Genomic DNA, 22,823 nt, shown 5'->3' on the forward strand with positions numbered 1-22,823 from the left:
GGCTCCGTTCATAGGGAAATCAGAGGTTCGCCGGGCACGGTCTACTCCCATGACCACTCTTCACGCACCGGCTCGGGCCGCTCTTGCCGCGCCGCCGCGCCGCCGCCTCCGGCCCGAGCCCGTGCTGGCGGCCGTGGTGGCCGGCGCGGTCGCGGTCGTCGTCCTGTGGTGGCGCGGCACGCCGTCCGTGTCGGGCCTGGACGGCTGGCTCACCGAGAGCGGCCGCGTCACGGGCCTGCTGTCCGGGTACGGCATGGCCGTGCTGCTCGGGCTGATGGCCCGCGTCCCGGCTCTGGAGCGCGGCGTGGGCAGCGATCGGCTGGCCCGCTGGCACGCCATGGGCGGCCGGTACGTCATCGGGCTGGTCACCGCGCACGTCCTGACGATCATCTGGGGGTACGCGGTCGCCGACCAGGCCGGGGTGGTGGACGAGGCCGTCACGATGGCGCTGTCCTTCCCCGACGTGCTGAAGGCGACCGTGGCCTTCCTCCTGCTGCTCGGGGTGGCCCTGGTGTCGGCCCGCGCCGCCCGCCGCAGGCTGCGCTACGAGACCTGGTACTACCTGCACTTCTACACCTACCTCGCGGCCTGGCTGGCGTTCGGGCACCAACTGGCGACCGGCGCCCAGTTCACCGGCGATCAGGTGGCCCAGTACGCCTGGTACGCCCTCTACCTCGGGGTGGCCGCGCTGCTGATCTGGTACCGCTTCCTCGGCCCGGTCCGGGTATGGGCGCGCCACCGGCTGCGGGTGGCCCACGTCAGCGCCGACGCGCCGGGCGTCGTCTCGATCCATCTCACCGGCCGGAACCTGGCGCGGCTCGGCGCCGAACCGGGCCAGTTCTTCCGGTGGCGCTTCCTGACCCGTGAGCTGTGGTGGTCGGCCAACCCCTACTCGCTGTCCGCCGCGCCGGACCGTGGCGGGCTGCGCATCACGGTCAAGGCGCTGGGCGACCACAGCGCGGCGCTCGCCCGGATGCGGCCGGGCACCCGGGTCATCGCCGAGGGGCCGTACGGCGGCTTCACCGCACGTCTCGGCCGCGCCCGCAAGTCGGTGCTGATCGCGGGCGGGGTCGGCATCACGCCGCTGCGCACGCTGTTCGAGACGCTGCCCGGGCGGCTGACGCTGCTCTATCGCGCGCGTACGCCGGAGGAGCTGCTGTTCCGGGACGAGCTGGAGGAGATCGCCAGGGTACGCGGGGACGCCCGGCTCTACTGCTCGGTCGGGCCGAGGTCCCCGGACCTGTTCGACGGGCTCGACCGCCTGCTGCCCGACCTCCGCGAGCACGACGCCTACGTGTGCGGGCCGCCCGAGATGACGCGGGCGGCGATCGGGGCGCTGCGTGCGGCGGGCGTGCCCGCCCATCGCATCCATCACGAGTCGTTCGAGTTCTAGCCCCAGCCTTCAGTCCGCGTTCTAGTTCCCTTTTCAGGAGGTTCCCGCCATGCGGAGAGCGCTGCTCGCGGTGGTCGCCACCGCCATCGGCCTGGCATTGCTGCTGTCGTTCAAGCCGCACGACGTCACCGGGGCCACCCAGCCACCCGCCGCCCTCGCCCAGACCCAGACGTCCGCGACGCCGGCGCCCACCTCGTCCACCTCGTCCGAGGGATCCGCAGGTGCCCGGACGGTCGACGGCGACGTGGCCGACACGCGCTGGGGCCCCGTACAGGTGCGGATCAGCGTCAGCGGCGGCAAGATCTCCGACGTCCAGGTGCTCCAGGCGCCGAACGAGAACCGGCGCGACGTCGAGATCAACGACAGGGCGCTGCCGGTCCTCCAGGAGGAGGCCCTGTCCGCCCAGAGCGCCCAGATCGACTCCGTCTCGGGCGCCACGTACACCAGCGACGGCTACACCCGCTCCCTGCAGAGCGCCATCGACCGGGCCGGGCTGTGACCCGCCACGTCGAGCACGCGATGGGGACCGTCTTCTCCTTCGACGTACGCGACGCCGACCCCGACGCCACCGCCAGCACGACCGCCCGCGCCGACGATGCGACGGCGGGGGCGGTGGCGCGGGCGGTCGCCTGGCTGCACCACGTGGACGCGGTCTTCTCCACCTACCGGCCGGACAGCGCGATCAGCCGCCTCGGCCGGGGCGAGATCGAGCTGTCCGGCTGCCCGCCCGAGGTGGCCCAGGTGCTCTCGCTGTGCGCACAGGCAGAACACGACACGAACGGATATTTCACCATCTACCCCGGTGGCCGCCTGGACCCGTCCGGCCTGGTGAAAGGGTGGGCGATCGAGGAGGCGTCCCGGATCCTGTCCGAGGCGGGCGCGCGCCGCCACTGCGTCAACGGCGGCGGCGACATCCAGCTCGGCCCCGGCCCCTCGCCGTGGCGGATCGGCATCGCGCACCCCGCCCGGCCCGGCGCCCTCTGCACCGTGGTCACCGGCCATGACCTGGCCATCGCCACCTCGGGCAGCGCCGAGCGCGGCCCGCACATCCTCGACCCCCACACCGGGCGCGCCGCCGACGCGCTGCTCTCCATCACCCTCGTCGGCCCCCGCCTGACCGCCGTCGACGCCTTCGCGACGGCGGCGTTCGCGATGGGCGACGCCGCCCGCGACTGGGTGGAGGAGACCTCCGGCCTGGAGGCGTTCGCGGTGACCGCGAGCGGCGACACCTGGCGGACCAGGGGCTTTCCCGCTCTCTGATTCCTCTCCTCGCCCCGGCGGGTTGTGTTGGCGGCGCAAGCTGGTTTAAAGTACAAACCAGTTTGAGGCTAAGAGGAGTTGTCATGGTAGACGACGGCGAGCGAGCCCCCAGCCCGGAGGAGACTCTGCGCCTCATCGAGGAGCAGCGAGCCGCCACGGTGCGAAGGTTCAGGGGTGATCCCCTGTTCCTGTACGTCCCCTGGGGCGTGGCCTGGTTGATCGGCTTCACCTGCGTCTTCCTGCACTACGGGCTGGACGGCAAGCCGTACGCGCCGATCTCGCAGATGCAGGCGGTGGCCGTCCTGATGATCTCCATGGTGATCGCGGGCTCTCTATCCGCGTACGAGATCACCAAGATGAACATCGGCGTCCGGGGCGAGAGCTCGGCCAGGGGCGCCATGTATGGCTACACGTGGTTCGCCGGGATGGTGGTGATGTCGATCATCGCCATCCGGATCAGCCCGATGCTGCCGGAAGGAGAGTCCGGTCTGCTCTGGGCGGGCGTCTCCATGCTGGTGGTGGGCGTCATGTACATGGCCGGCGGCGCGATCTTCCTGTACTGGCCGATGTTCTTCGTCGGCGTCGGCGTGACCGCCGTCAACGGCCTGGGCGTGCTGCTCGGCCCCGGCTGGCACGCGCTGCTGACGGCGGTGCTGCTCGGCTTCGGGCAGATCGTCCTGGGCCTGTGGTGGCGATGGAGGCAGTGCCGGTGACGGCCGGTGATGTTCCGGAGCTCGATCCGGTGATCCACGCGCAGGCCAGGCTACGCGTCGTGGCGACGCTCAACGCGATGGGCGGGGGCGACGAGATCGCCTTCCCCGCACTCAAGGATCTGCTCGGCATGACGGCCGGCAACCTCTCGGTCCACCTGACCAAGCTCGAGGAAGTCGGCTACGTCCAGATCACGAAGACGCACAAGGGCCGTACCCCGGTCACCTATGTCTCGCTCACCAAGCGCGGCCAGGTCGCCTTCGACGACTACACCAAGGCGATCCGCGCCCTACTCGACTCCGCAGGAGGCACTCCATGACCATCCTCGCCAGAACGGTGGAGGTCACCCGGCGCTACGGCGACGTGCTGGCCCTCGACCGCGTCTCGCTCGACATCAGGGCGGGAGAGCTCGTCGGCCTGCTCGGCCCCAACGGCGCGGGCAAGTCGACGCTCATCAACCTGTTCGTGGGCCTGCGCAAACAGACGTCCGGCACGGTCGAACTGCTCGGCGGTTCCCCGCAGGATCCGGTGGTACGCCGAGGCATCGGGGTCACGCCGCAGGAGACGGGCCTGCCCGAATCGCTGCGAGTAGGCGAGATCGTCGACTTCGTCTCAGCCCATTATCCGGAAAAAGCCGATAAAGGGGAGTTACTCGCCCGGTTCGGCCTCGACGACCTGGTCAAGCGGCAGATCGGTGGCCTGTCCGGCGGCCAGAAGCGGCGGCTGGGCGTGGCGCTGGCCTTCGCCGGCAACCCGCGGATGGTCTTCCTCGACGAGCCGACCACCGGCCTCGACGTGGAGGCCAGGCGCGCGCTCTGGGACGGCGTCAAGGACTTCCATGAGGGCGGCGGCACGGTCCTGCTCACCAGCCACTACCTGGAGGAGATCGAGGCCCTGGCCCAGCGGGTCGTGGTCGTCGGCCACGGCCGGGTGCTCGCCGACGACACCGTGCGGGCCGTACGCGACATGGTGGGTGTGCGGCGCGTCTCGCTGGTCGCCGAGGACCTGCCCGAGCTGCCCGGCGTACTCGCCAGCGAGCGTGCGGACGGCCGGATCAACCTGGTGACCACCGACCCCGACCGGCTGGTCGTCGAGCTGGTGCGGAGCGGCACGCCGTTCTCCGGTCTGGAGATCAGGCCGACCTCGCTCGAGGAAGCCTTCCTCGCCATCACCGCCAAGGAGACCGAACATGTCTAGCCTGATCCTGGCCCACACCCGCTATCTGATGCTGGAGCAGCTCCGGGTGCCGATCGGCCTGGTCGCCAGCTCGTTCTTCCCGGCCGCGTCGATGCTGGCGTTCGTGGTGCCGTTCACGGGGGACGATCCGGTGGCCGCGACGCGGGCGACGGGGTCGATGATGATGATCGGCGCCATGTCGGCCGCGCTCATGGGGCTCAGCATCACGGTCGCGCAGGACCGCGAACTACCGTGGAACCCCTACGTACGCACGCTGCCCGCTGGACCGTTCCCCCGCTTCGCCGGGCGGATCCTCACGACGATGGCCACGATGCTGGTGTCGACGATCCCGGTGGTGCTGATCGCGGCCCTGTTCACCACGGCGACCATCACGGTGCCGAACCTGCTGATCGGGCTGCTCGCGCTGCTCGGCGGGGCGGTGCCGTTCATGCTGATCGGCCTGTTCCTGGGCTTCGTGCTGGCCTCGAAGGCGGCCATCGGCGTGTCGCAGGTCGTGTTCTTCCCGATCGCGATCCTGGGCGGGCTGTTCCTGCCGCCGCAGATCATGCCGGACTTCGTGCAGAAGGTGTCGCCGTTCGTGCCGAGCCGTGGCGCCGGGGAGCTGATCTGGGCCGTGACGACCGGCACCTCGCCGAACATGATCGCGGTGATCATGCTCGGCGTGTGGACCGTGATCGCGGCGCTGGCCGCGGGCTGGGCCTACCGGCGCGACGAGGGCCGCCGCTTCTCTTGAGATGAGATCACCTCGAACGGGGGGTGTGCCGCCGAGTCCGCAGCGATCTCGACGGCACACCCGTCCGTGAGGGGGTCCGGTTATTTCTTCTCTTCGAGGGTGACGGAGACGTTACTCGACTTTCCGTCCCTCATATAAGTGATCTGAACCTGTTGGCCTACTTTGAAACCTCTGACCTGGCCAACAACTGTATCTCCGCCCTCCACCGGCGTGTTGCCGATCTTGGTGATGAGGTCGCCCTGCTTCAGCCCGGCCTTGTCGGCAGGGCTTCCGGAGGTGACCTGGCGGATCAGCGCGCCGGGCACGTCGCCGGTGGCGTCGGTGACGCTCACGCCGAGGAAGGCGTGAGTCACCTTGCCACCGCTGATGAGCTGGTCGGAGACCTGCTTGGCGGTGTTGACCGGGATGGCGAAGCCGACGCCGATGTTGCCGCTGCTGCCGCCGTTGGTGGCGATCGCGCTGTTGATGCCGATCACCTGACCGGCCGCGTTGACCAGCGCGCCGCCGGAGTTGCCCGGGTTGATGGCCGCGTCGGTCTGGATGGCGTCGCCGAGCGTCGTCGCCCCGCTCTCCTGACCCTGCTGCTGCTCCCGCTGCTGGCCCCAGCCAGGCGGAAGCTGCTGCTGCTGGTCCTGCTCGCCGCCGACGGTGACCGTGCGGTTGAGCGCGCTGACGATGCCCGCCGTGACGGAGCCGTCGAGGCCGAGCGGGCTGCCGATGGCCAGTACGGCGTCGCCGACCTGGAGCTGGTCGCTGTCGCCGAGCGAGGCCTTGGTCAGGCCCGAGACGCCGTCGGCCCTGATGACCGCGAGGTCGGTGGACGGGTCGGTGCCCACGACCGACGCCTTGGCCGTCTTGCCGTCGTTGAACTTGACGGTCATCTGCCCGCCCTGCCCGGCGCCGACGACCACGTGGTTGTTGGTGAGGATGAGCCCGTCATCGGACAGCACCACGCCCGAACCCTCGCCGGTCTGCCCCTGGATCATCACGACCGAAGGCTGCACCTTCTGCGCGACCTGGGCCACGGTGAGCTGGTTGGAGGCCGCCTTGAAGACCGGGCTCGGCGCGGAGACGACTGTGGTGTCCTGGAACGCCGTGGCGGCGACGGCCCCCACCGCGCCGCCGCCCACGGCCACGGCCGCCAAGGCGAGCCCGGCGATCGTCTTGCGCCCGACGGAGAAGCCCCGCCTGGGCGGCTTGGGAGGCGGAGGCTGGTTCATGATCACGGTGTCTCGCCGGGGAAAGCCCCCGGCGGAGGGCGGCTGGTCGCCGAACTGGCTCCAGCCGCCGGCGCCCTGCTCGCGAGGCTCGTTCGCGTTCATCGTCATCTCCTCAAGTACCGATGACTCAAGAGTGCCAAGGAGCGCGTAAGTGCAGGTTAAGCCGGTGATCAGAACTGTATGAGAGGGTTGACGGCAGCCTTATCACAGCTGGTCACGGCCCGGTTATCCGCGTGAACCCGGTCAGAAATTTACCTTGGACGGCAACCACACAGGTCAAGGTCGGTTTAATCAGCCCTCACTCGCTCGAGCGAGTCGGCTCCTCGCGCGAGTACCAGGGTGGAGAGTTCGGCGAGGATCGGGTCAGGACCCAGGGTACGGATGGGGATGTGGTGCGCGGTGGCGGCCAGGGCGTGCAGGCGTGGCGGGGTGAGCGGCCGGACCGCCCAGCACACCAGTTGCGCCGCGCGTTCTTCGCTGCTGGGGGTGCGGGCGAGCTGCTCGTCGGTCGCCGGGGCCGGTGGATCTACGGCCAGGAACGCGACCGGCGCCACCTGGGGATCTTCGCCGAGCGGACGCACCCGCGCCCACGCCTGACCGTCGCGCATGCTGAGCCGTACATAGGGTTGCGGGCACAGCTGCCAGCCACTGCGGCGCAGCCGGGAGGATTTCTTGGTCATCGGCGACAGCCAGTGATCGGGGATGAGCACGGCCGCTCGGTCAGGGTGCCACAGCACCCCGCAGTCCACGTCGGCCTCGTCCTCGGCCGCGCCTGCGTGGTCGGCGTATGCGGCCAGCAGGGCCTGCAAGCAGGCGATGGTGTCGGCCGGCGTTCTGTGCCGGGCGATCATCGCACCGCCCCGATACACCAGATACAGGTTCCTGGGCCGTTCGACGGTGAGGGTGGCCGGCGCGTACGCGGCGTCGGCGGTGTGCGCCGACAGCCAGCCGTCGAGTTCGCCGGTGACCGCACCCCGGGTGGCGATCCCCACGACGCGGTCGCCGGCGCGGACCGGCCGCACCGAGGTGCCCTCGCCGGAGGTGACGTTCACCGAGCAGGAACTGGGCGTCTCCACCACCACCCGGTCGGGTTCGTCCCCGAACATCGACACGATCGCGGCGCTCACCTGGCGGTAGCCCTCCAGGATCCGCGGCGGCCTGCCCGGGCGGAGCAGCACGCCGCTGGGCGTGCCGAGGGGCGCGGCCGCCCGGGCCAGCTCGGCCAGCCGATCGGGTCCGGCGCCGGGAACGGTTCCGAACACCCGGGTCTGGTCGTCGCCGGACGCCACCACACCGCCGTCCCGCAAGGGCGCGTTGGCGGCCAGGTCGATCAGGAGCTGGTCGCAGTAGGCACAGTCACGGCCCACCCCGACCGCCAGGATCGGCGTGTCGGCTGGCGGGAACAGGGCGGCCCGCTGGAGCAGCTCGCGCCGCACGGCCCGCCCGCGCTCCTCGTACTCCTCGATCGCGGGGTCGCCGACCAGGATCGCGGCCTGCTCGTCCAGCGTGATGAGGCCCGTGCTCGCCCACACCCGCAAGCAGGTCAGGGCCGCCTGCCCGGGCGGTTCGTCCAGCCCGGTCGCGGTGATCCGCCGCAGCCAGCGAGCCGCCGGGGCGTTGAGATACGCCCCGATCGCGGTATCGGTACGCGCCAGCACCGCCCCACCGGCCGCCAGCCCGGCCAGCACCGTCTGCCGCCCCCAGCCGATCTTCATCGTCAGCGGTGCTCGCACAGAGAGAGGTCGGGGGCGAGCGAGCGGCAGACCAGTCCTGGGCAGCATCGGCCAACCGGCCCGGCGATGCCGACGCACAAGCCGCCTTCGGGTATGCATCCTTGGCCGGCGGTGTAGACGTGGGTGAAGAGTTCTGGGGAGTCCATGCGATCCGCTCCTTCACGTACGGGCGGCCATCGCTTCGTGCGAGGCCACAACCAGCGTCAATCACTGTAAGCATTCAGTCAATTGCACAAAGTGCTGCACGTCGGGCGTATCGACCAACCCGCTACACACTTCTCCCCGAAAGGGTGAGGACACCGGGAACCTCCCGCCGCATCTCGCCTCATAGAGTGCGGGGATGGGGCTCAACCGTCGCCTCCGTAGCCTCGTCGTCGGTGATGCGACCTGGCTGTGGTCGGTACATCACAAACATGCCGAATGCCGCGAGATCCTCTCTCTTCACCGCGAGGGCACCGGCGTGACCCTGCGCATCGTCTTTCGCGCGGGTCCCGGCCGCTATGTCGCCGAGGGGCACTGGTACGCGGGCTCGATCACCAATGGTCGCGGAGATCTGCTCAACCTCCACGAGCCGGGGGTCGTCCGGCGACTGCTCGACGAGACAGCCGCGCGCGACGCCCTACCCGCGACCCCGGGTGAGACGGAGATGGACGGCTGGCCTCTCTTCGACGCACTCGCCGGCCGGGGCGAGCGCCCTTGATCGTGGACCGATGCGAGCACGTCCGATCCCACATGCCGCTAGTCTGCCTCCGACGGCGATCAGCTCCGCCGCACGCGAAGCCGGAGTCGCCGAAAACCCCGGCCGATGGGGAGAACAGGGGATCCCGGTGTCGCCCACGAATGAGCAAGTGGCCAGCCATACATTTCTCGGGGGCATGTACGACGACGGGTATTTTCCCGATCACGTGGTCGACAAGGGCAAAGCGATCCTGCTGAGGCTGTGCGAGCGGATCGAGGCCGAGCGGCCCTCGGATCTGGCGGCGTTGTACGCGCTCACGGAGGTCGCAACGGCGGAGTTCAACGCGCTGGAGGCGGACTTCGAGGCGGCCGGCAGTGAGATCGAGACGGTCGCGCGAGAAGTGATCGCCGAGGACTTCTGGTTCGTCGCGTCGGCGTACGGTTTCGCAGACGCGGATACGGAAGAGTTGATCGCCGCCCGCGAGTGGTGACGCGGTCTCCGACATCCCCCGCCCTATCACCGGCCACGGCCGTGATCAGCTGGCCCGTCGGCTCGGGCTAGGTGCGTACGGCCGCGCGGCGGGGGAACCGGCCCGCGCCTGCATCGCTGTCCTGTCCTTGACGGTGAACTGCCGCCACGGTGGGATCCAGGGGGTTCAGCGTGCCAGCTGGGCCGGCCACCAGAGAAGGGGCAGCGAGTCAGGCCGTGAGGGCGGCCGCCGCTTCCCGGTAGATGACAGTCGGGTCCTCGGACAGCCATGCCTTCACCTGGCGACTCCAGTCGTCGGCGAGCACCTCGGCCCGGTGCGCCTCGATACCGTCGAGGGCCGCCGCGACGATCACCTCGGGGGCGCTCTTGTCGCCGTCGTACCAGGCCATCATGTCGGTGTCCGCGGCGCCCAGGTGCAGGCCCGTCACCAGAGTGCGCTGGTGGGCCAGCTCCAAGCGGACGCTGTTGGTGAGCGCCCACTCGGCGGCCTTCGCCGCGTGGTATCCGCCGGCACCGTCGAAGGCGAGCCACGAGATCGCGGACAGAACGTTGAGGATCGCGCCGTCGGCCAGCTGGGGTGCGAAGGCACGGATCACGTTGAGGGTGCCGTAGAAGTGGGTGTCCATCTCGCGGCGAATCGTGTCCAGGTCCCCGGTGACCAGATTCGCCCCGGTCGAGATTCCCGCATTGTTGATGACGATCTTGACCTCAGGTGCCGCTGCCGCCGCGGCGGCGACCGATGCCGGATCCGTGATGTCGAGGCGCAGCGGGACGACCCCCGGTACGTCGATGAGCTCCGGGCGGCGGGCGGTGGCGTACACCTTGCCTGCGCCGCGGTCGAGGAGAGACTGGACGAATTGCCGTCCGAGGCCGCGGTTGGCCCCGGTCACCAGCACATGTGCTCCGTTGATCTGCATGCGGATAGGCTAAAACCTGACGTTGACGTCAGAGGCAAATCTTGTGATGGAGGTCACGGTGCGTATCGGCGAGTTGGCGACAAGGTCGGGCGTCAGCGTGCGGGCCCTGCGCTACTACGAAGAGCAGGGACTGCTGGCCGCGTACCGGAGCGACTCCGGGCAGCGCCACTACCCGGAGCCGGCGGCCGACCGCGTCCAGCTGATCCAGATGCTTTACGGGGCCGGTCTGTCCAGCCGGACCATCGCCGAACTGCTGCCCTGCGTCGAAGCCAAGGTCAGTACTCCGGAGTCGCGTGCCCGGCTCGCCGCCGAGCGCGATCGCATCGATGCCCAGATCACCGCGCTGACCCATACCCGTGACCGCCTGGACACGGTCATCGCGCACTGCGGAACCCCGGACAGCGGCTGCGCGTGGATCGCGGACCAGGACGTCGCCGCGGAGGCAAGTTACTCCGCGGCGCCCTGATCGCCACGGCCAGGTCGGGCTCGTCGAGACGAACCTTGCCAGGTCAGGTGCGGGTCCAGCGTTGGTTGGGGCCGCCGTTGCACGTCCAGATGGTCAGCTTGGTGCCGTTGGCGGTGGCGTTGTTCGGTACGTCCAGGCATTTGTTCGCGCCGATCGCCGTGATGGTGCCGTCGGAGTTGAAGCGCCATTGCTGGTTGTCCTGGCCGTTGCACTCCCAGATGATGACATTGGTGCCGTTGGCGGTTCCCCTGTTGTAAACGTCCAGACACTTGCCGCCGTAGACCCGTAGCTCACCGCTCGCGGTCGGCGTCCACTGCTGGCCGGCCTGGCCGCCGCAGTCCCAGATCTGCGTCTGCGCGCCGTTGGCCTGTGAGGCGTCGACGACGTCCAGGCACCGGCCCGAGCCGACCCCCTTGATCGCGCCCGCGGGCGGCGTGACGATACCTCCTCCGGTCACGACGTACATGGCCGCCCCGTGTCCGGGGACCGACGCGCTGATCGTCCCGGACGAGGAGGACGTCGTGTGCGCCCACAGGTCGCGCACCGAGTAGGAGGACGCGGACCCCAGCCCCAGGGCGGAGGCGGTGGTGGAGATCGTCGAGGTGGAGGTGCCCCGGTTGAGCAGCACGACCGCGACCGAGCCGTTCGACATCGGTTTGCGCCAGACCTCCAGGTCGCCGTTGTCGCTGATCTTGTGGCCCTGCCTGCCGCCCCAGTCCTGGTTGACCGCGATGACCTCGGCGTTGGTGAGGATCGTGCGCGTGTCGGCGCTCATCGTGCGGATGTCGTTTCCGGCGAGGAGCGGCGCGTTCAGCAGCGACCACAGGCTGAAGTGCGCGCGGGCCTCGGTCCCCGTCACCCCGCCGACGCCGACCTCCAGCATGTCGGGGTCGTTCCACCCACCTGGGCCCGAGTACGCCTCGAGACCGACCTGCTGATCCAGGATGCCCATGATCGAGTTCCAGTTGGCCGCGATGTCGCCGGTGTCGCGCCAGGAGTTGCCCACGGGCATCCCCCACGTCCAGACGCTCTCCTGCCCCCAGTTGCACAGGCTGTACACGATCTGACGTCCGGTCGCGACCAGCGCGTCACGCATGGCCGTGTACCGCTGCTGCCCGTTCAGGCCCTTGTGGTCCCCGCAGTTGTCGTACTTCAGGTAGTCGATCCCCCAGGACGCCCACAGGGCCGCGTCCCGCCGCTCGTTGCCCAGGCTGGCCGGGTACCCCGCGCACGTCGTGGTTCCGGCCGAGGAGTAGATGCCGAGCTTGAGCCCTTTGGCATGGATGTAGTCGGCCAGGGCCTTGATGCCGTTGGGGAACTTCTGCGGATCCGGCACCAGGTCACCGTTGGAGTTGCGGCTTTTGGTGGACCAGCAGTCGTCGATGTTGACGTAGGTGTAGCCCGCCGCCGCCATGCCGCTGGAGACCATGGCGTCGGCCGTCTGACGGATCAGGCCGTCGTTGACGTTGCAGCCGAAGCTGTTCCAGTCGTTCCACCCCATTTGGGGCGTGCGGGCCAGGCCGTTGTCCAGGGCGGCGACGGGCGACGTCCCACCGCCGATCGCGACGATGGAGCAGGCCGCGAGTAACGTCACCAGTGCTGAGCCGAGAATTCTGCGCATCTGATTCCTCTGCCTACCGGGGTGTCGGGGAGATTTCCCGGCGATCAGCCAAAGGGCCCGGGTGCGGACTGCCGACCGCTGGGGGATGTCATGGGTCAGGTGCGGGTCCAGCGTTGGTTGGGGCCGCCGTTGCACGTCCAGATGGCCAGCTTGGTGCCGTTGGCGGTGGCGCCGTTCGGCACGTCCAGGCACTTGTTCGCCCCGATGGCGGTGATGGTGCCGTCGGAGTTGAGGCGCCACTGCTGGTTGTTCTGACCGCTGCAGTCCCAGATGATCACGTTGGTGCCATCGGCGGTGCCCCGGTTGTACACATCCAGGCACTTACCGCCATAGACCCGCAACTCACCGCTCGCGGTCGCCGTCCACTGCTGGTTGGCCTGACCGTTGCAGTCCCAGATCTGCGCCTGCGCGCCGTTCGCCTGCGAGACACCAGAGACGTCAAGACACCTGCCCGACCCCACACCCCTGATCGCGCCCGTGGGCGTCGGGCCGGGAGTGCCGCTCCCCGGCTGGCCGATGCTGCCAGGCACCGACTGCAGGGCCTCGTACCAGGCGGCGGCCATCTTGTCGTAGCCGCCGGCGGTGGGGTGGATGCCGTCGATCAGGTCGGAGGTGGTCAGCTTGCCGTGCATGTCGATCAGGTGGACATGCTTGCCGCTGTTCGCCTTGCTCTGCACGATGCCGGGGATAGCCGCGTTGAAGGTGCGGCCGGCCGCCTCCTGGCCGGAGTTGGACAGGGGGATGATGGTCGCCACGAAGACGTCCGCATCGGGCACGGTCGCGGTGATGTGGTCGATCAGCGTGGACAGTCGCTGCGGGGCGCCGGCCAGGTTGTAGTTCTGCAGGACATCGTTGGTGCCGATGTGCAGCAGCACCGTGCGCGGTGTGTACGTACGCAGCCAGCCGGTGATGTTCGCGTCGATCTGGTCGATCCGCCACCCCGGATGGCCCTCGTGATCGTGGTCGCCCAGGCTGCCCGGCCCGTTGAACTGCGACCCGACGAAGTCGACCGTGTAGCGGCCGACGGCCAGGCGCTGCCACAACCCGATCCGGTACCCGCCCGGCACCTGTGTGCCCTCGGTGATCGAGTCGCCCAACGGCATGACCCGTACCCCGCCGTTGGACTCCGCACCCGCGTCCCCGGCCCCCAGCACCCCGCCTACCGCCAAGGCCACGGCCATCAGCGCGGCAGCCCACCACCTACGCATGCTCAACCCCTCGTCGTCGTCAGCGGGCAGGCCGGGCGGATCCGAAATGTTTGCGTTAACATGCTCATCCTCAGCTTCTCGTCAACGAGTTCCTGGACGCGGGCGCCTCCATCGCAGGCACGGCGGGGAGGCTGACCCGAGGGCGAGCCGGCAGCGACCTCAAGCGGCGACTGTGAGCGCTAACATTTTGGGTGAATCGGGTAGCTCCTTCCACGCATGCCAGCTGTGGCGGAGCAAATATGACGCGAGAAGATCCGTCAAGGGCCCGCGCTCGTCCATCCCGGTTCCGCCGTGCGGTGCGGTGCTTCCGATCTGGTCTCACGGCGTGTCGCGCCGGGATGAGGTGATGAAACATTCATCCAGGAACGGCGTGGCCTGACAGGGAGGGCGCGCCTGTGCCGTGGGCGGCTATCGAGGGCGGGTTCCCAGTTGCTGAGAGATGCGCAGGAGGTAGCCGTCCGGGTCCCGCACCGCGAACTGGCGCACGCCCACGGCATCGACGCTGCGCTCGTACCAGCGCTCTTCCAACGGCAGCCACATCTCGTGACCGGCGGCAAGCAGCGCGGTGTGAATCGGCTCCACGTCATCCACTTCAACCGTTTCGCCACTCTGGCAGTTTCCTAACACTCCAGCAAATTCCACCGTCGCCGGAGCCGGTAGCGGGTCAGCCTGGCTGCCTCATCTCTTGCGGCGGTTGGCGATCAGCACCACGAAGACGAACGTCGCGATGGCCAGGATCGCGGCTAACGCGATGATGAGCTCGACAACACCGATGCCGGCCATGGCCCTCCAAGCCGAGGGGGAGATTACTCGTGGGGGCAGCGTACATCGACGCGCTCGGATGGCCTCAAGCCCGCGCGACTACGACGCCATGGGGCATGCCGTAGCTCTACACGACCCGGCGATCAACGCCCGTACTCGTCACGCAGTTCACGGCGCAACAGCTTGCCCGCCGCCGAGCGCGGAAAGTCGGAGCGGAACTCGTAACGACGCGGACGCTTGTACGAGGCCAGCCCGTCCTTGCAGTACGCCGCCAGTTCGTCCGCGAGGTCGTCGCCGGCCGTGGCGGGGTCGGCGGGCTGGACCACGGCCAGCACGCTCTGCCCCCACTCGGCGTCCGGCACGCCGATCACGGCGACGTCGGACACCGACGGGTGCGTGATCAGGTGCTGCTCGATCTCCGCGGGGTAGATGTTCACGCCGCCGGACAGGATGAGGTCGGTGCGCCGGTCGAGCAGATAGAGGTAGCCGTCCTCGTCGAAGCGGCCGATGTCCCCGACCGTGGACAGGCCGTGGGCGCGGCTGGCGCGCGTCTTGTCGGGGTCGTTGTGGTACTCGAACGCGCCGGAGCCACCGAAGTAGATCGTGCCCGCCTCCCCCACCGGCACCTCCGCACCGGTGTCGTCGAGCAGCTTCACCACGAAGCCGGGGAAGGGCCACCCCACCGTGCCGGGCCTGGCCAGCCATTCCGGCGAGCCGACCGTGCTGACCATCCCCTCGGTGGCGCCGAGGTACTCCCACAGGATCGGGCCGACCCATGCGATCATCTGACGCTTGACCTCGACCGGGCAGGGCGCGCCCGCGTGTACCAGCGTGCGCAGGCTCGACAGGTCGTAGCGCTCCCGTACGGCCGCGGGCAGGCGGCGACGTGACCAGGTGCGTCCCTTCCCCGCTGACCAGGCCGGACATGCGGCTCAACCCGGTCGTCATCGCGGCCAGCCGCTCGGGGTCGAGGTCGGGCAGTGGCCGCTTGACGCCCCGGGGCCGTCCGGTGGTGCCCGAGGTGTAACCCATGATCACACCGGAGCTGCGGTCCGCTGGGTCCTCCGCCGAACCGCCGAAGCCCTCGTACGAGGACCATCCAGGCACCTCGCCGGCCACGGCGAAGCGGTGCTGGGCGAGCGGGCCGAGCTCGGCGGCCAGGTCGGCGTGCGCGAGGAGGACCTTGGCGTCGCTGTCGCCGACGATGAACGCCGCCTCCGCCGGCGCGAGGTGGGTGTTGATCGGCACCAGGTAGAGGCCGATCTGCCCGGTGGCCAGGACGAGCTCGAAGTACGCCGAGTCGTTCCTGACCATCGCGGCCACCACGTCACCACGGACGAGGCCCAGGTCACGGAGCCTGTTGGAGACGGGGAAGGTCAACCGGCGATCGGCCGGCCGCCCATGTCGACGTTGGGCGCGGCCTTGGCGACCAGGTCCGGGATCACGCCACCGAGGTCCGCGGCGTCCCATAGATCGTGCTTGGTCACCTCCGGGCCGAGCCGCCACGCCTCGGCGACACCGATCCGCCCGCCGCCGACGTCGAACACCCGCCCGGTGACGGCGTCGCTCTCCGTACTGGCCAGCCAGGCCACCAGCGGCGAGACCTGCTCCGGCCCGAGCTCGGCGGCGTGGCCGGCCGGCATGAGCGCCTCGGTGAGCCGGGTGAGCGCGGCGGGCGCGACGGCGTTCGCGGTCACGCCGTAGCGGCCGAGTTCCGTGGCCGCGATGAGGGTGAAGGAGGCGATACCCGCCTTGGCCGCACCATAGTTGGACTGGCCGAAGTTGCCGTAGATGCCCGAGGCCGACGTGGTGTTGATGAGCCGGGCGCGCAGTGGCTGCCCGCTCTGCTTGGCCCGCGCGCGCCAGTACTCGGCGGCGAAGTGGGTCGGCCCGGCGGTGCCACGCAGGTGGACCCGGATCACCGCGTCCCAGTTCTCCTCCGTCATGGACGCGATGGTCTGGTCGCGCAGGATGCCGGCGTTGTTCACCAGGACGTCCAGGCCGCCGAACTCGCCGATCGCCTGGTCGATGAGCCGCTTCGCGCCCTGCCAGTCGGCGACGTCGTCGGTGTTGGCGACGGCCTTGCCGCCCGCCGCCACGATCTCGTCCACCACCAGCTGCGCCGCGCCGGCGTCGGACCCGGTGCCGTCCGGGGCGCCGCCGAGGTCGTTGACCACCACGTGGGCCCCCTGCCGCGCCAGTTCCAGCGCGTGCGTACGGCCGAGACCGCGCCCCGCGCCGGTCACGATCGCCACCCGGCCATCACAGATACCGCTCATATGGGCTTCGTCCTCCTGTTGCCGCGTTGTTGAGTGGTTCAGGGCCTGCGGTTGGACAGCACCAGGCTCCCCGAGGCCGCGAAGTACATCCCCACGCCCTGCACGAACCCGATCTCGACGTCCGGCACCTGGGCGTCGGCCTCGCCTCTGAGCTGGCGGACGGACTCCTGGATGGCGAACATGCCGTACATCCCGGTATGGGTGTAACTGAGCCCGCCGCCGTTGGTGTTCATGGGCAGGGAGCCGCCCGGCCGGGTGTGGCCGTCGGCGATGAAGGCGCCCGACTCTCCGCGGCCGACGAAACCGAGGTCTTCGAGCATGTACAGCGGTACGTGGGCGAAGGCGTCGTAACACATCAGGTGGTCGATGTCCCCGTGGCTCACTCCGGCCGTGGCGAACGCCTCCGCGCTGGAACGCCGGAAGGCCAGGCTGGAGCCCGGATCCTCCATCTGGGAGACCAGCGCGCCTTCGGCCGACTCGCCCGAGCCCAGCAGGTACACCGGACGCCCGGGCAGATCGGCCGCCCGCTCGGCGCTGGTCAGCACCAGGGCGCCACCGCCGTCGGTGACCACGCAGCACATGTCCTTGGTGAACGGGTAGGCGATCACCGGCCCGGCCAGCACCTCGTCCACCGTCACGATGTCGCGGCGCATGGCGCGCGGGTTCTTCGCCGCCCATTCCCGCTGGGCCACCACCACCTGGGCCAGGTCCTCCCGGCCCATGTCGCGCTCGTGCAGGAAGCGCAGGGCGGGCAGGGTGAACGTGGCGTACGGCAGCACCGCCCCGTACGGCATCTCGAACTGGCCCCCCGCGGAGGCCGCGTTCATGCCGTACTGCGGCACGCCCACGCGGGATCTGCCCGACTCGCCGTGCGTGATGAGCACCACGTCGGCGGCCCCGGCGGCGATCGCGGCGGCGGCGTGGCGGACGTGCAGCATGAAGCTGCAGCCGCCGACCATGGTGCCGTCCAGCCAGCGCGGCGTGATGCCCAGGTGGTGGGAGACCTCCATGGCCAGCGGGCCGGCGGTGGCGATGCCGTCCACGTCCGCCGGCGTCAGGCCGGCGTCCTTGAGGGCGCGGCGCGCCGCCCGCGCGTGCAGCTCGATCATGGAGACGTCGGGCAGTACGCCCACCTGCTCGGTCTCCGCCGCTCCGACGATCGCGACATCGCCTCCGTGCATGCTCATGCCGTCACTCCCTCCGGCTGGAAGACCGGCACGTCATCCTGAAAGCAGACCTGTAGCCGCAGGTCCAGCGGCAGGTTCTCCGGTGTGGGCTCGACGCCCACGATGTTGGTCATGAGGCGCGGTCCCTCCTCCAGCTCGACCAGCGCGATCACCGGCGACAGTCCCTCCAGGCCCGGCATCGGCCGCTGGTTGATGACGTAGGACACCAGGCGCGCCCGGCCGGACACGGTCACCCAGCGCACCTCCTGCGAGAAGCAGTAGCGGCAGGCCGGGCGCGGGTAGAAGTAGTGACGGTCGCAGGCGCCGCAGCGCTGCACCCGCAGCTCGCCTTGGCGGGCGCCTTCCCAGTACGGCGCCGTCTCCGGCGTGGGCTGCGGCTTCACCGCGACACCCCGGTGAACACGCCGCGGTCGAGCACCACGGTGTCTCCCACCTTGGTGACGAACCGGCCGTCGTCCCAGATGTGCACGGCGAGCTCCTGCCCGGGCACCACCGGAGCGGCGAAGCGGGCCGACATCCCGCCGAACGCCGCCGGGTCCGAGCCGCACAGCGTGTGCAGCAGGGCCCGGCCGGTGAACCCGTAGGTGCACAGCCCGTGCAGGATGGGCCGTTCGAAGCCGGCGCGGGCGGCCAGCCACGGGTCGGAGTGCAAGGGGTTGCGGTCCCCGCTCAGCCGGTAGAGCAGCGCCTGGTCGGTACGGGTCGGGTAGACGACGACGTGGTCGGCCGGGCGGTCGGGCCGCTCCCACGGGGCCGACTCGCCCCGCTCCCCGCCGAATCCGCCCTCGCCGCGGACGAAGATCCCGGTGCTGACCTCCACGACCGGCGCGCCCGTGTCGGCGTCGACGATCGTGGACTCCATGACGGCCAGCGCGCCGCTGCCCTTGTCGTAGATGCCCGCCACGCGGGCCCTCGAGCGCACCCGGCCGTCCACGGGCAGCGGGCCGGCCAGCCGGATCGTCTGCTCGGCGTGCAGGATCTGCGCGAAGTCGAAGTCGCCCAGCTTGGGGCCGCCTCCGCCGCCGCCGAGCATCACGGCGAACGTGGGCAGCACCTGCTGGGCGACCCCGTGCGAGTTCTCGGTGGTGAAGGCCAGCTCGGCCAGCGGATCCTGTGCTCCGGCGCCGACTCCCAGGGCGTACAGGATGGCGTCCTTCGAGGTCCACGCGTGCTCGCCCGACTCCCAGGTCTGTCCGACGGCATCGAGGTTCATCGACATGTTCACTCCTTTCGCACCCGCAATGTATATAGACGAAAGCCGTCTGTAAAGACGTTCCAGATCTTTATTCGGGACGGGGCTGGGCTGAGTCAGTCGACCAGGCCGGCGCGGTAGGCGGCGATGGCCACCTGTACGCGGTTCGTGACGGCGAGCTTGTCGAACAGATGGGAGATGTGGCTCTTGACCGTGGCCTCGCTCATGTTCAGGCGGGCCGCGATCTCGGTGGACGAACGTGCTCTGGCAGACTTCTTCGACGCCGCGATGGCGGACGGACTGGCGGCCGACCACGTGCCGGGCGCGGTCGTCTCGGTGGTGGGCGGCGGGAAGATCCTCTTCAGCAAGGGGTACGGACTGGCCGACGTCGAGAACCGCAGGCCCTTCGACCCCGGCACGTCAATGGTCCGGATCGCCTCGATCACCAAGCTGTTCACCTGGACCGCGGTGATGCAGCAGGTCCAGCGGGGCAAACTGGACCTGAAGGCGGACGTGAACCGCTACCTCACCGCGTTCCGGATCCCCGCGACCTACCCCCGGCCGATCACGCTGCAGGACCTGATGGACCACACGGCCGGGTTCGAGGACCGCACGATCGGCGTGGGGGCGCGGAGCAAGGAGGTCGTGCCGCCCTTGGCGGACTATCTCGCCGACAACATGCCCGCGCGGGTGCGCCCGCCCGGGGAGGTGTCGGCGTACTCGAACTATGGGGCGGCGCTGGCCGGATACATCGTCTCGCGGGTGAGCGGGCAGCCGTACGACGAGTACATACGCGACCACATCCTCGACCCGCTCGCGATGCGGCACAGCACGGCCGCCGAGCCCGTCCCCGCCCCCTTGGCCGCGGATCTGGCGCGCAGCTACGACTACGAGGGCGGGGCGTACCTCCGCAAGCCGTTCGTCTTCGACAACCTCGCCCCCGACGGGTCGATCAGCGCCACCGCGAACGACATGGCCCACTTCATGATCGCCCACCTGCGGGACGGACGCTTCGGCGACCAGCGCATCCTCGACGAGCCCACGGGCCGGCTCATGCACCGGCGGACGTTCGCGGCCGATCCGCGCATCGACGGGTACGCCCACGGGTTCAAGGAGCAGACGCTCAACGGGCATCGCGTGATCATGCACGACGGCGGCTGGGAGCGCTTCGAGAGCGCGTTGCTGCTGGTGCCCGACGCCGACCTCGGCCTGTTCATCTCCACCAACAGTCCGGGCGGGACCGACGCCGCCACCAAGATCATTCCTGCCTTCTTCGACCGCTTCCTGCCCGGAAAGCGCGCCGTGCCCGACGGCGGTGCTCCCGTCATGCCTGTCGAAGGCTTCTACAAGCTCACCCGGTCCGCCGAGTCCAGCATCGAGAAGGTGGTCGCCCTGACCAGCTCCACCCGGCTGCGGGCGGAGGGCGGGAAGCTCGTCTTCGGGGGCTCGACGTGGAACCCGCTGGGGCCCGGGCTCTATCAGCAGGACGGCGGTACGCGGCGGCTGGCGCTGGTGACCGGCGGAAGCGGTGTCGCGTACGTGGCCACGGACGGCCCCGCCTACCAACGCGTCCCTTGGTGGGACACCCCGCCGGTCAACGTCGTCATCGTCCTGCTGTTCGCCGTCACCGCCCTGACCGCTGTGCTCGGCCTGCCGGTGGCCGCTGTGGTCCGCCTGATCAAGAAGCGTCCCGTTCCGCGTGCCTGGCGCACCGGGCGTGTCCTGGCCGGGCTCGCCGCCGCGGTCGGGCTGGTGTTCGTGGTGCTGTTCACGCTGGTCCTGACCGGCGACACGAGCATCCTGTACGGCGTGCCGGCCAACGTCCAGGTCCTCCTGGTGCTGCCGCTGCTGGTCCTCGCACTCACCGTCGCCGGGGTCGCCACCACCGTGAGGGCCTGGCGGCACGCGGGCGTCCCGGCCCGCGGCCACCAGGTGGTCGTGCTGGCGGGACTGCTCGCCCTCCTCTGGTTCTGCCAGCACTGGAACCTGCTCGGCTGGCACCTGTGATCACTCGACCGCCTGGCCGCCGGCGTCGTCGGGCGAGCCCCTACGCGTCAGGACCGGAGCTCACGCGCGAGCCGGGCCGCCTCCACCTTGGCCGCGTCGCGCTCGGGGTTCACCACCAGGGCGAACAGCAGGCCGCCCACGATGGCGATGCCGCCCATCAGCGCGAAGATGGTGGTGTAGCCCTCGGCGAGGGCGCCCGTCGCCCGCGCGCCGTCGAGCACGCGGCCCGTGAGCAACGGCCCGCCGGCCGCCAGGATGCCGGTCACGGCCAGCCCGATCGACAGGACGCTCCGCTGCTGGCCTACGGGCACGATCTGCACGAGAGACGGGTTGGTCATGGCGTTGACGGTCATGGCCAGCCCGTAGCCCAGCATCAGCAGGGCTATCGGGAACGCCACCCCGGAGGCGAGGGGCAGGGCCGAGAGGAAGACGCCGCCCAGCGCCAGAACCGCGCCGCCCATCAGCCCGCGGGCGCGACGGGCCGTCGTCCCCCGCTTGAGCAACCGGTCGCTCCAGGCGCCGCAGCTGTACAGGAACACCATGGCGGCGATGCTCGGCACGCCGAACAGCGAGCCCGCCGTCACCGCGGAGAATCCCAGGCCCACCTGGAAGTAGGACGGCAGCCAGGTGAGGACCACGATCGCGATCATCGCCGCGGCGCTGTTGGCGAGCACGAAGCCGGCGAAGGTGCCGGTCAGCAGGATGGCGCGGATGGGCGCACGCGGTCCGGGCGCCGCCGGGGCCTCGGGCTCCGCGGCCGCCTTGGTGGTGACCGCCTGGCCGTAGGGTCCCTCGCGCCCGACGAACAGCCAGCCCACGGCCCAGACCAGGCCGAGGATCGCGACGGCCAGGAATCCCGCCTCCCAGCTGAAGGCGGCGATGATGAGCGCCAGCGGCGGGGCGAAGAGCAGCTTGCCGAACGAGGCCCCGGTCGTCAGCAGCGCCGTGGGCAGGCCACGCCGTTCGTTCGGCCACCAGCTGTACGCGGTCGCGTACGCCGTCGGCGTCGCGGGCCCCTCGGCCAGGCCGAGCAGGAACCGCGTCGCCAGGAGCAGTCCTCCTGACGCGGCGAAGAAGACGGGCAGCTGGAGCAGGCACCAGATGAGGACGACGGTGAAGAGGGTCGTCTTGATGGGCAGCCGGTCGGCCACCAGCGCGTACAGGAACACCGAGAGCGGGCCGAGCAGGCCCGCGGCGCTGCTGATGGCCCCGAACTGGGCCGCCGTGAGCCCCAGGTCGGCCATGGCCGGCTGGGCGACGAGCCCGAGGATCGCCTTGTCGAGGTACGCGATCAGCATGACGCCGACCAGCATCACCGTCATGCCCCAGGCCACGACTGGACGGGGCTTGGTCGCCGTGGCCGGTGCGGTGATCGGTTCGGGCTGCAAGGGAACGCTCTCGCTCACCATGATGGGTTCCTTCCGGGGGCCGAAGGAGAAAAAGGGGGAAGTGAACCGGGCCATCCGCTCTCGAGAATGCGGAGGTCCGATTTGGCGACTTGGTACGTGAGAGGGGGTCGGGCTGCTTCGGCAGCCGAGCTGCGGCTTCGGGGGAGCTTCGCGATGGAGCTGCCCTGGGAAGCGGCGTGGGGGGAGATAGGTGGAGCCGCGGTTAATTTAGACGAAACGCGTCTGCAATAAGCAAGCTAGGACGTCTCCCCAGCGGTGTCAATGGCCGTTCGACGGCGGGCGCGCGGTCGATCTTTAGCCGGATCTTGACAGAAAGTGGCCGGTCAGACGTCAAGTACCCGCGCGGGGCGCGGGCGTGGG

At 69.9% G+C, this 22,823-nt stretch carries 25 protein-coding genes and 1 pseudogene; 11 read left to right on the forward strand and 15 right to left on the reverse strand.

Annotated features, from left to right (window positions below; translation table 11 throughout):
* Positions 1-49 precede the first annotated feature (49 nt).
* The 7 genes from AB0B61_RS17990 (at position 50) to AB0B61_RS18020 (ending at position 5,294) form a co-directional block, all read left to right on the forward strand.
* Positions 50-1,393, forward strand: a complete 1,344-nt coding sequence (locus AB0B61_RS17990; protein ID WP_358432696.1) for a ferredoxin reductase family protein — start codon at positions 50-52, stop codon at positions 1,391-1,393.
* A gap of 49 nt (positions 1,394-1,442) precedes the next feature.
* Entirely contained in the window at positions 1,443-1,892 is a 450-nt protein-coding gene (locus AB0B61_RS17995; protein ID WP_358432698.1) for an FMN-binding protein, read from the forward strand.
* Complete coding sequence (locus tag AB0B61_RS18000) at positions 1,889-2,653, forward strand: FAD:protein FMN transferase (protein WP_358432700.1); 765 nt, start codon at positions 1,889-1,891, stop codon at positions 2,651-2,653. Before AB0B61_RS17995 ends, AB0B61_RS18000 begins: the two co-directional genes overlap by 4 nt.
* An 83-nt stretch (positions 2,654-2,736) precedes the next feature.
* Positions 2,737-3,366: a hypothetical protein gene (locus AB0B61_RS18005; RefSeq protein WP_358432702.1), complete on the forward strand. Its 630-nt coding sequence runs from the start codon at positions 2,737-2,739 to the stop codon at positions 3,364-3,366.
* Entirely contained in the window at positions 3,363-3,683 is a 321-nt protein-coding gene (locus AB0B61_RS18010; RefSeq protein ID WP_358432704.1) for a transcriptional regulator, read from the forward strand. The genes AB0B61_RS18005 and AB0B61_RS18010 overlap by 4 nt, the downstream gene beginning before the upstream one ends.
* Positions 3,680-4,561 (forward strand): ABC transporter ATP-binding protein, encoded by an 882-nt coding sequence (locus AB0B61_RS18015; protein ID WP_358432706.1) that lies wholly within the window; start codon positions 3,680-3,682, stop codon positions 4,559-4,561. Before AB0B61_RS18010 ends, AB0B61_RS18015 begins: the two co-directional genes overlap by 4 nt.
* Positions 4,554-5,294, forward strand: a complete 741-nt coding sequence (locus AB0B61_RS18020; RefSeq protein ID WP_358432708.1) for an ABC transporter permease — start codon at positions 4,554-4,556, stop codon at positions 5,292-5,294. Before AB0B61_RS18015 ends, AB0B61_RS18020 begins: the two co-directional genes overlap by 8 nt.
* Before the next feature lie 80 nt (positions 5,295-5,374).
* On the opposite strand, the gene AB0B61_RS18025 is transcribed toward AB0B61_RS18020, so the two are convergent.
* The 3 genes from AB0B61_RS18025 to AB0B61_RS18035 form a co-directional block, all read right to left on the reverse strand.
* On the reverse strand, positions 5,375-6,616 hold the full coding sequence (locus AB0B61_RS18025; RefSeq protein WP_358432710.1) for a trypsin-like peptidase domain-containing protein: 1,242 nt from the start codon (positions 6,614-6,616) through the stop codon (positions 5,375-5,377).
* A gap of 185 nt (positions 6,617-6,801) precedes the next feature.
* Positions 6,802-8,247, reverse strand: a complete 1,446-nt coding sequence (locus AB0B61_RS18030; RefSeq protein ID WP_358432712.1) for a hypothetical protein — start codon at positions 8,245-8,247, stop codon at positions 6,802-6,804.
* A complete protein-coding gene (locus AB0B61_RS18035) occupies positions 8,232-8,393 on the reverse strand; it encodes a hypothetical protein (protein ID WP_358432714.1) in 162 nt (53 codons plus the stop codon). Before AB0B61_RS18035 ends, AB0B61_RS18030 begins: the two co-directional genes overlap by 16 nt.
* Before the next feature lie 194 nt (positions 8,394-8,587).
* Here AB0B61_RS18035 and AB0B61_RS18040 point away from each other — a divergent pair, with 194 nt between their 5' ends.
* Both AB0B61_RS18040 and AB0B61_RS18045 read left to right on the forward strand, forming a co-directional pair.
* Positions 8,588-8,947 (forward strand): hypothetical protein, encoded by a 360-nt coding sequence (locus AB0B61_RS18040; protein WP_358432716.1) that lies wholly within the window; start codon positions 8,588-8,590, stop codon positions 8,945-8,947.
* Positions 8,948-9,095: 148 nt separating this feature from the next.
* Positions 9,096-9,416, forward strand: coding sequence for a DUF5713 family protein (locus tag AB0B61_RS18045; protein ID WP_358433083.1), 321 nt, complete (start codon positions 9,096-9,098; stop codon positions 9,414-9,416).
* 208 nt (positions 9,417-9,624) lie between these two features.
* Here the strand turns inward: AB0B61_RS18045 and AB0B61_RS18050 are convergent, their stop codons facing one another.
* Positions 9,625-10,332 carry an SDR family oxidoreductase gene (locus AB0B61_RS18050; RefSeq protein WP_358432718.1) on the reverse strand — a complete coding sequence of 236 codons (708 nt, stop codon included), beginning with the start codon at positions 10,330-10,332 and terminating at the stop codon, positions 9,625-9,627.
* A 58-nt stretch (positions 10,333-10,390) separates the two neighbouring features.
* Between AB0B61_RS18050 and AB0B61_RS18055 the strand changes: the two genes are divergently transcribed.
* Entirely contained in the window at positions 10,391-10,798 is a 408-nt protein-coding gene (locus tag AB0B61_RS18055) for a MerR family transcriptional regulator (RefSeq protein WP_358432720.1), read from the forward strand.
* A gap of 43 nt (positions 10,799-10,841) precedes the next feature.
* On the opposite strand, the gene AB0B61_RS18060 is transcribed toward AB0B61_RS18055, so the two are convergent.
* The 10 genes and pseudogenes from AB0B61_RS18060 to AB0B61_RS18105 form a co-directional block, all read right to left on the reverse strand.
* Positions 10,842-12,419, reverse strand: a complete 1,578-nt coding sequence (locus AB0B61_RS18060; protein WP_358432722.1) for a ricin-type beta-trefoil lectin domain protein — start codon at positions 12,417-12,419, stop codon at positions 10,842-10,844.
* Positions 12,420-12,514: 95 nt separating this feature from the next.
* Complete coding sequence (locus tag AB0B61_RS18065) at positions 12,515-13,627, reverse strand: lectin (RefSeq protein ID WP_358432724.1); 1,113 nt, start codon at positions 13,625-13,627, stop codon at positions 12,515-12,517.
* Between the two features lie 408 nt (positions 13,628-14,035).
* Positions 14,036-14,218 carry a hypothetical protein gene (locus AB0B61_RS18070; RefSeq protein ID WP_358432726.1) on the reverse strand — a complete coding sequence of 61 codons (183 nt, stop codon included), beginning with the start codon at positions 14,216-14,218 and terminating at the stop codon, positions 14,036-14,038.
* A 314-nt stretch (positions 14,219-14,532) separates the two neighbouring features.
* Positions 14,533-15,267 (reverse strand): AMP-binding protein, encoded by a 735-nt coding sequence (locus AB0B61_RS18075; protein WP_358433084.1) that lies wholly within the window; start codon positions 15,265-15,267, stop codon positions 14,533-14,535.
* 172 nt (positions 15,268-15,439) lie between these two features.
* Positions 15,440-15,859: pseudogene (locus AB0B61_RS18080) on the reverse strand (AMP-binding protein); the annotation flags it as partial.
* On the reverse strand, positions 15,766-16,668 hold the full coding sequence (locus AB0B61_RS18085) for an SDR family oxidoreductase (RefSeq protein WP_358432728.1): 903 nt from the start codon (positions 16,666-16,668) through the stop codon (positions 15,766-15,768). The pseudogene AB0B61_RS18080 and the gene AB0B61_RS18085, both read right to left, overlap by 94 nt.
* A 38-nt stretch (positions 16,669-16,706) precedes the next feature.
* The gene (locus AB0B61_RS18090; protein WP_358432730.1) at positions 16,707-17,855 is read right to left on the reverse strand and encodes a thiolase; all 1,149 of its coding nucleotides are present in this window, start codon (positions 17,853-17,855) and stop codon (positions 16,707-16,709) included.
* Positions 17,852-18,238: an OB-fold domain-containing protein gene (locus AB0B61_RS18095; RefSeq protein ID WP_358432731.1), complete on the reverse strand. Its 387-nt coding sequence runs from the start codon at positions 18,236-18,238 to the stop codon at positions 17,852-17,854. The genes AB0B61_RS18090 and AB0B61_RS18095 overlap by 4 nt, the downstream gene beginning before the upstream one ends.
* A complete protein-coding gene (locus AB0B61_RS18100) occupies positions 18,235-19,074 on the reverse strand; it encodes a MaoC/PaaZ C-terminal domain-containing protein (protein ID WP_358432732.1) in 840 nt (279 codons plus the stop codon). The genes AB0B61_RS18095 and AB0B61_RS18100 overlap by 4 nt, the downstream gene beginning before the upstream one ends.
* A gap of 89 nt (positions 19,075-19,163) precedes the next feature.
* Complete coding sequence (locus tag AB0B61_RS18105; RefSeq protein WP_358432734.1) at positions 19,164-19,274, reverse strand: LuxR C-terminal-related transcriptional regulator; 111 nt, start codon at positions 19,272-19,274, stop codon at positions 19,164-19,166.
* On the opposite strand from AB0B61_RS18105, the gene AB0B61_RS18110 reads away from it, so the two are divergent.
* Positions 19,273-21,054, forward strand: coding sequence for a serine hydrolase domain-containing protein (locus tag AB0B61_RS18110; protein ID WP_358432736.1), 1,782 nt, complete (start codon positions 19,273-19,275; stop codon positions 21,052-21,054). The two genes, AB0B61_RS18105 and AB0B61_RS18110, sit on opposite strands and share 2 nt — an antisense overlap.
* Before the next feature lie 47 nt (positions 21,055-21,101).
* On the opposite strand, the gene AB0B61_RS18115 is transcribed toward AB0B61_RS18110, so the two are convergent.
* Positions 21,102-22,463: an MFS transporter gene (locus AB0B61_RS18115; protein ID WP_358432738.1), complete on the reverse strand. Its 1,362-nt coding sequence runs from the start codon at positions 22,461-22,463 to the stop codon at positions 21,102-21,104.
* Positions 22,464-22,823: the final 360 nt, after the last annotated feature.

The organism is Nonomuraea sp. NPDC049158, from assembly GCF_040648335.1.
GTDB lineage: Bacteria > Actinomycetota > Actinomycetes > Streptosporangiales > Streptosporangiaceae > Nonomuraea.

Bases quoted from the DNA above. Each gene is read 5' to 3' on its own strand.
- AB0B61_RS18035 (WP_358432714.1), bottom strand. From the start codon at position 8,393: ATGGACTCCCCAGAACTCTTCACCCACGTCTACACCGCCGGCCAAGGA.
- AB0B61_RS18110 (WP_358432736.1), top strand. From the start codon at position 19,273: ATGTTCAGGCGGGCCGCGATCTCGGTGGACGAACGTGCTCTGGCAGAC.
- AB0B61_RS18065 (WP_358432724.1), bottom strand. From the start codon at position 13,627: ATGCGTAGGTGGTGGGCTGCCGCGCTGATGGCCGTGGCCTTGGCGGTA.
- AB0B61_RS18060 (WP_358432722.1), bottom strand. From the start codon at position 12,419: ATGCGCAGAATTCTCGGCTCAGCACTGGTGACGTTACTCGCGGCCTGC.
- AB0B61_RS17995 (WP_358432698.1), top strand. From the start codon at position 1,443: ATGCGGAGAGCGCTGCTCGCGGTGGTCGCCACCGCCATCGGCCTGGCA.
- AB0B61_RS18015 (WP_358432706.1), top strand. From the start codon at position 3,680: ATGACCATCCTCGCCAGAACGGTGGAGGTCACCCGGCGCTACGGCGAC.
- AB0B61_RS18040 (WP_358432716.1), top strand. From the start codon at position 8,588: ATGGGGCTCAACCGTCGCCTCCGTAGCCTCGTCGTCGGTGATGCGACC.
- AB0B61_RS18115 (WP_358432738.1), bottom strand. From the start codon at position 22,463: ATGGTGAGCGAGAGCGTTCCCTTGCAGCCCGAACCGATCACCGCACCG.
- AB0B61_RS18105 (WP_358432734.1), bottom strand. From the start codon at position 19,274: ATGAGCGAGGCCACGGTCAAGAGCCACATCTCCCATCTGTTCGACAAG.
- AB0B61_RS18100 (WP_358432732.1), bottom strand. From the start codon at position 19,074: ATGTCGATGAACCTCGATGCCGTCGGACAGACCTGGGAGTCGGGCGAG.
- AB0B61_RS18025 (WP_358432710.1), bottom strand. From the start codon at position 6,616: ATGAACGCGAACGAGCCTCGCGAGCAGGGCGCCGGCGGCTGGAGCCAG.
- AB0B61_RS17990 (WP_358432696.1), top strand. From the start codon at position 50: ATGACCACTCTTCACGCACCGGCTCGGGCCGCTCTTGCCGCGCCGCCG.
- AB0B61_RS18020 (WP_358432708.1), top strand. From the start codon at position 4,554: ATGTCTAGCCTGATCCTGGCCCACACCCGCTATCTGATGCTGGAGCAG.
- AB0B61_RS18005 (WP_358432702.1), top strand. From the start codon at position 2,737: ATGGTAGACGACGGCGAGCGAGCCCCCAGCCCGGAGGAGACTCTGCGC.
- AB0B61_RS18050 (WP_358432718.1), bottom strand. From the start codon at position 10,332: ATGCAGATCAACGGAGCACATGTGCTGGTGACCGGGGCCAACCGCGGC.
- AB0B61_RS18090 (WP_358432730.1), bottom strand. From the start codon at position 17,855: ATGAGCATGCACGGAGGCGATGTCGCGATCGTCGGAGCGGCGGAGACC.
- AB0B61_RS18085 (WP_358432728.1), bottom strand. From the start codon at position 16,668: ATGAGCGGTATCTGTGATGGCCGGGTGGCGATCGTGACCGGCGCGGGG.